This is a genomic window from Vibrio sp. 10N.222.48.A3, from assembly GCF_041475345.1.
Taxonomy (GTDB): Bacteria; Pseudomonadota; Gammaproteobacteria; order Enterobacterales; family Vibrionaceae; genus Vibrio; species Vibrio tasmaniensis_A.
Window position 1 is genome coordinate 1 of record NZ_JBFRVX010000403.1, and the last position, 667, is coordinate 667.

Consider the following 667-nt stretch of genomic DNA (forward strand, 5'->3'; position numbering starts at 1 on the left):
TCGTACTGGCCGTGCTGGACGTAAAGGTAAAGCGATCCTACTAGTTCGTACTAACCAAATTCGTATGCTTCGCACTATCGAGCGTGTAACTAAGTCTCAAATGGAAGAAATCCAACTTCCACAACGTGACGAAGTTGCTGCTGCACGTGTTGCTAAGCTTGGTGCTGAGCTTGAAACTGAGAAAGAGAGCAAAGCTCTAGAAAACTTCGCAGGTTTAATCTCTACACTACAAGAATCTCTAGAAGTTGATGCTGCTACTCTAGCTGCAATGCTTCTTAAGCGTCAGCAAGGTAAGAGCCCTCTATTCTACGTTGGCGAAGACCCAATGATCGCTGCTATTGAGCGTGATAAGAACCGTCGCAAAGAGCGTCGTGAAGATCGTGACAATGGCCGTGACGGTGGTGGTCGTAACTTCAATACTCAAGATTGGGATACATACCAACTACAAGTTGGCCGTGAGCAAGGCGTTCAGGTTAAAGACATCGTTGGCGCACTAGCAAACGAACTAGGCCTAACTAAAGGTTCTATCGGTGCTATCAAGCTAGACCAAGGTTCTACTTACGTTCAACTGCCAAAAGCAATGAACTCTGAAACTGCTGGTAAGCTAAGCAAACTTCGCATTCGTCAAAAAGAAGCTGGCGCTGTAGTTGTTGATTTCAATGACTTC

1 protein-coding gene is annotated in these 667 nt (G+C 45.7%); it reads left to right on the forward strand.

The window, feature by feature from the left end; genetic code table 11:
* The coding region (locus AB4653_RS12525; protein ID WP_372104301.1) for a DbpA RNA binding domain-containing protein at window positions 1–667 on the forward strand (667 nt) is incomplete at both ends.